Annotated in this window: 2 protein-coding genes and 1 riboswitch; both genes read right to left on the bottom strand. The window is 56.7% G+C overall.

Translation table 11 applies throughout. The features are described 5' to 3' along the window. Positions 1–845, bottom strand: an 845-nt coding sequence (gene cobW, locus WBB95_RS30220) for a cobalamin biosynthesis protein CobW (RefSeq protein ID WP_424490923.1), incomplete at its 3' end; no start/stop codon positions are given. Positions 846–938: 93 nt separating this feature from the next. Then, a riboswitch (cobalamin riboswitch) is annotated at positions 939–1,138 on the bottom strand. Positions 1,139–1,200: 62 nt separating this feature from the next. Beyond that, positions 1,201–5,330, bottom strand: a 4,130-nt coding sequence (locus WBB95_RS30215; protein ID WP_424490922.1) for a DUF3320 domain-containing protein, incomplete at its 5' end; no start/stop codon positions are given.

Raw genomic sequence — 5,330 nt, 5'->3', positions numbered from 1 at the left:
AGTTGAGTCAGTGCGTCGAGCAACAATGACTCGTCGGCCTGCGGCAGGTCGATGGAGATGGAGTCAAAGGCATCATGATCGTGATCGTCTTCACCGTCGTGGTGGTGATCGTGATGGCTGTGGCGACCGTCAATGTGTTCTTCGGAGCCGGCGCCCAGGCCGATCAATACGTCCAGTGGTACGCGACCGCTGCTGGCTTCGATGATTTTCACCGCTGGCGGCAGTTCTTCAGCGACTTCCAGGCGCACGCGGGCCAGGTCTTCAGGGCTGATCAGGTCGGATTTGTTGAGAATCACCAGGTCGGCACTGGCCAGTTGGTCGGCGAACAGCTCGTGCAGCGGCGATTCGTGGTCCAGGTTCGGGTCGAGTTTGCGCTGAGCGTCGACCTGATCCGGGAAAGCGGCGAACGTGCCAGCGGCCACGGCCGGGCTGTCGACGACGGTGATGACCGCGTCAACCGTGCAGGCACTGCGGATTTCCGGCCACTGGAAGGCTTGCACCAGCGGTTTTGGCAGGGCCAGGCCCGAGGTTTCGATGAGGATATGGTCGAGGTCACCGCGACGCGCCACCAGCTCGCGCATCACCGGAAAAAACTCTTCCTGCACGGTGCAGCACAGGCAGCCGTTGGCCAGTTCGTAGACGCGGCCGTTGGCTTCTTCTTCGGTGCAACCGATGGAGCACTGCTTGAGGATTTCACCGTCGATGCCCAGCTCGCCAAACTCATTGACGATCACCGCAATGCGACGGCCCTGGGCGTTGTCGAGCATATGGCGCAGCAAAGTGGTTTTGCCCGAGCCGAGGAAGCCGGTAACGATGGTGACGGGGAGTTTGGCCAGTGTTTTCATCGGATGCCCTTTGGGGCGGGCATACGGGACGATAGGCCCTGCGGCGGCGCGCAGAAGCGGATTTCGTCACCGGATCACCCCGCCCGGTTGAAGTAGAAAATCGGTGACGAGGCAGGTCTCCTGGCTTGGGGCTTGCAGGTCTTGCGACCGGCACTGGCTGCGCCTTCCCGCCGTATTGGCAGTGGCGTGGCAGTCAGCAGAACCCTTTACAGTTGCGGGGGCAGCCGCGGCTTGAACCGCGTTCCCTTCTTAGCTTCGGCCTGGGCCGAAGAACCTCGAAGGTGCAAGGCTACGCAGTGCGGGAGATATGGTCAATGTCGGCGATTGTCGGTCGCCGAAGCATCAAGCCACAGGTTCAGAAATTCCCCACCGACTTAACCACAGATTGAATTCGCTCTCGCCCCGCACTCGTTAAACGCTTCACACCAAAGGTCTTGGCGATTTCCAATGGCTGGTCACCCGCAGAAATCAGCGAGGCCACGAGCAGTAACTCCTCGGCCGCGATCTCTTCGACGGAACGGGCATCGTCCAGTGCAGCCGGAGTCCGGTAGAGGTTCCAATTCAACACATCATTTTCAGCGTGCCACACAAACTGCCCCTCTACCGGATCGCTTTTCAGATGGTGATGTCGCTCGGTCAACTCAAGCACGCGCTCTCGAATCAAGCGACCGGACCGTTGAAATCCATGCGCCCTGGCAATTCGCTGGACCAACAACGAATCTAAAATCGGCGCTTCGTGCGTCAACACATGGGCGATCAACTCGATCAACACCGGATCGTATGCTTCGGTGTAAAAAGCATCCGCACGGATCCTATCGTTCACGCTGGTGAAATCCGTGACGCGGTATTCCCCCCGGATAGCACGATTGACGGGGACAGCCATCGCGCCGGCGACCTTGAGTTCCTGTGTCTCACTGACCGCTTCCATGTCGACGACGACAACATCCTCTACCTCATCCGATATAAATAGGGAGAGGCTGCTCTCCATTATGACTACCGGCGCAATGAGCTCTGACTCATCGGTAATGAGTTGGGGCGTCACTCGTGACTCCGCCAACAACGCTTCAAGTGCGGCATGCAGTCGATCCAATGCTCCAGGTTTATCTATCCACCAGTCAGTGGACCACAGCCGTACTAGGTTCCAGCCTAGACCTTTCAGAATGGCACCGCGGACCTTGTCTCTGTCACGCGCCGTTGCCGCACTATGGTAGGTGGCACCATCACATTCGACACCGGCCAGATAATCACCGGGGCGATCTGGATGCACAATACCCAGATCCAGGCGGAAACGGGACACACCAATCTGCGGAACGACCTGCCAACCTTTACGCCTCAATTCTTGGGCAACAGCCTCCTCAAACGGCGAATCATACCCACCTACCGAGCCCTGGATTGCCTCGGCCAAAGCTCTCGGCCCACGCTGGGCAAACTCAATAAAGTGCTTCAGATCACGTACCGCCCTCGCATTGGTGCGATTCAAATCGATCATCGATGAGTCGAAAGACGAGAACACCAGCATTTCCCGGCGAGCTCGGGTGATGGCGACGTTCAATCGACGCCAGCCACCCTCTTTATTCAAAGGGCCGAAATTCATCGACATGACTTGCGCGCCGGGCTCCGTCGGACCATACCCGATGCCGAGCATGATTAAATCGCGCTCATCGCCCTGCACCGTTTCCAGGTTCTTGACGACCACTGGCTCTGGCAGATCATCCTGGAAAAATGGCTCGATTTGCGGAAATTGCTGCCGCGCCCTATCCAAAAGATCAGTAATCAGACGCTGTTGATCGCTGTTCAGCGTGATGATACCGATAGTATGGCCCGCAGCGATAAATGCCGGATCCATCAAGCGCTTGACAGTTTCTGTGACGATGGCCTCAGCCTCGGCTTGGTTATTGCGGCCTTTGCCCTTGGCATAGACGCCGTCAACGCGCCGCCATTCCACGGTACTCGCACGTGTTTGTGCTGCCGGGAATGTGATTAAGCTGCTGTCGTAGTAACGATGGTTGGAAAACGCGATCAAACTTTCGTGACGGCTACGGTAGTGCCAACTGAGGCTATGACTTGGAATACCTGCACCCAGGCATTCGTCGAGAATGCTTTCCATGTCTTCCGCCGTGTCATCCTCGGAAGCGGAGGCCGCACGGTTGAAGAAATTGGTAGGTGGCATTTGCCGAGGATCGCCGGCAATCACTACCTGTTTGCCTCGGGCAATCGAGCCAATCGCGTCCCACGGTGCTATCTGCGACGCCTCATCGAAGATCACCAGATCAAAAAGCTCCAGATCCGCTGGCAGATACTGAGCGATCGACAGCGGGCTCATCAGCATGCAGGGCGCGAGCTTGGACAGCGCGTCGCCCATCTCCACAGCCAGTTGCCGCACCGGCTTATGACGCCGGGACTTCTGCAGCTCATGCTTCAAGACGCCAAACCCACCTTGTTTTCCGATTTCATTTTTTGCTGGAATCAGACCACAAAGTTTAGCGCGGATGTAACGCACGGTGAGCTTGGATAACTCGTCATCCAGGCGTACAAACGCCTCGATATCGCTGCTGTGCTCCACCGGTACGAAGTTACGCAACAGTGGCTCCGAATCAATGGCCCAGGTCGCAAACCAACGCGCATAGACTGTTTCGAACACACCTACCGTGCCGCCTTCGGGTAATGCTTTTGCCACCATTGCATCGCAAAGGGGTTTCAGGCCTAGGGCCAAAGCCTCATCCCTAACTCGACACCAGTCGCACCAAGCCTTCAGCTTCGAAGATTGCCGAGTGATCGCGCCGGAAACATCAGACAGTGCTTCAATGGACAATTTGGCTTCGTAGGGGCGATTACAAAGCCCGTAGAACCGCTGGGTCGCTTGATTGAAGTCACTGAGCGCATCCTTGAGCACATGCAGCGCCGACGAAATAAAACCACCCGCGCCCAATAACTCATTGGCTTTCACAACCAGTTTTTCAGCCGCCTCGCGCAAGGAAATAAGATGTTCCGGTGACTGCGCGCTTGCACTGATCATTGCCCTCAAGCGTTCACCCAGCTCACAGGCGGCTATCATGGCAGTGCCATCACTGGACAATGCGTTCCACCCAGGCACCGCAGTCAAATCGGACGACACATCCTCCAAAGCGGTTAGCAAGATTTGCATTTGACTGAGTTTGAGCAGATCAACCTCGACATTGGGCAGTCCTGCCGTACCACCCGCAGTAGCCAGTTGCTTCGCAACTTTTTTCTTGCCCAGCGTTGCGAAGAACCAGAGCTTTTCCTTAGCCCGACTCCATTCGCCCTGGAAAGTGGCAAGATCGAGCGTGCGACAGGCGCCTTCTGTGTAACGTACTGAGAGCGAACTTTCGATCGCCCGATAATCCTCCAGAAGTTGCACCGCTTTTTTTGCCGAACTGATCTTGGCGCTGACATTTAGCGTAAAGACAAATGAAAGGTCGATGCCATGGGCGTCAATCAGCAATGTGACAAACCGTTCAAGCTGGTCGAAATCCTCGGCATTCTCTACGGCGAGCGGCAGGCTCGTGGACTTAAGAAGGTTGGCACTGGCAACGTTGAGTCTTTCGATTTTGCCTGGCATTTCGTGTGCGGCAGCAACAATCGTCTCTTGCCATCCGTTCGACCAGTCTTTGGGCGCCATCAGCGCAAACTCGTGTGAAAGCTCACGCGCAGCCTGGCCATTCAGATCAAGGCGTCGTGCCAGGTCTTTCATCGTCGAATAAGTATCTGCGTCGTGAATAGTTCCAGCTGGCCAGGCAAGACGCGGCAATGCCTCGCTCCAGTCCCGTACTACTCGCCCGATGGCCTGGTGCACCGACAAACCGTTGGGCGAGCGTCGATGGAGCAGCTCGACAATCTGGTTGAGGCGGTTGCGCAGCTTTTGAAGTTTTGCAGTTTCAGCAGCCCACTCATCTGCACTCAGCGCATCACGCACGTCCCAGGCACGCTCAAGCTGCTTGAGCACTTCAACCTTGGAGGTCTTGCTGGAGTGAAGTTCGAGACAAAACTCGCCCAGCCCCTTCTCTTCAAGTCGTCGATACACCACATCCAGCGCTGCCATCTTTTCGGCGACAAATAACACTCGGCGTCCCAACGCCAGGTTGTGGGCAATCATATTGGCGATGGTTTGGGACTTGCCGGTTCCCGGCGGGCCGTCGAGTACAAAATCACAACCACTGGAGGAAGCAACCACGGCAGCCAACTGAGATGAGTCGGCCGGCAGCGGTGTAAACAGATTTGCCGGATTGATCTTTCGGTCCAACTCTTGGGGTTCTGGAAACTCTCCGGTGGTGGCGTAACCGTCACCGCCAAGACTGCGCTCCAGAAGGTGTTTGACCATCGAGCTCTTGAGCAGCTGATCCGAACGCGCCGCCAAATCTTGCCACATCAGGTACTTGGCAAATGAGAACGTCCCGAGTACGAGCTCTGTCGTCACCTCGAATCCCGGCACATCCCTGACGGCGCGGCGCACAATGTTCCAGATTC

It is taken from the genome of Pseudomonas sp. (genome assembly GCF_049645325.1).
Taxonomy (GTDB): Bacteria; Pseudomonadota; Gammaproteobacteria; order Pseudomonadales; family Pseudomonadaceae; genus Aquipseudomonas.
Note: the sequence above shows the minus strand (reverse complement) of the source record. Positions and strands in the feature narration are given on the sequence as shown.